1 protein-coding gene is annotated in these 235 nt (G+C 64.7%); it reads left to right on the top strand.

Annotated features, from left to right (window positions below):
- Positions 1-131 precede the first annotated feature (131 nt).
- A partial coding sequence (locus tag EIP85_RS23540) for a PAS domain-containing protein (RefSeq protein ID WP_164871850.1) occupies positions 132-235 on the top strand: 104 nt, incomplete at its 3' end.

Below are 235 nucleotides of genomic sequence, written 5' to 3'. Positions count from 1 at the left end.
GCGGCGCGCTTCTCAACGCGCGACTGTCCAGGCGGTCGCGATCCCACGACGCGAACGCGGAGATCCCGATCGCAGCCGGCCACGCGCCGGAGGATCATGACCTTCTCTGGCGGGCTCTGGGTAGGCATGTGATGATCAATGTGGCCGATGCCGACGCCCGCACCGTATCGATCAATGAAACCTTCGCAGAAGCTACGGGTTACGGGCGAGACGAGGTCATCGGCAGGAGCCTGCA

It is taken from the genome of Solirhodobacter olei, assembly GCF_004010155.1.
Taxonomy (GTDB): Bacteria; Pseudomonadota; Alphaproteobacteria; order Rhodobacterales; family Rhodobacteraceae; genus Solirhodobacter; species Solirhodobacter olei.
Note: the sequence above shows the minus strand (reverse complement) of the source record. Positions and strands in the feature narration are given on the sequence as shown.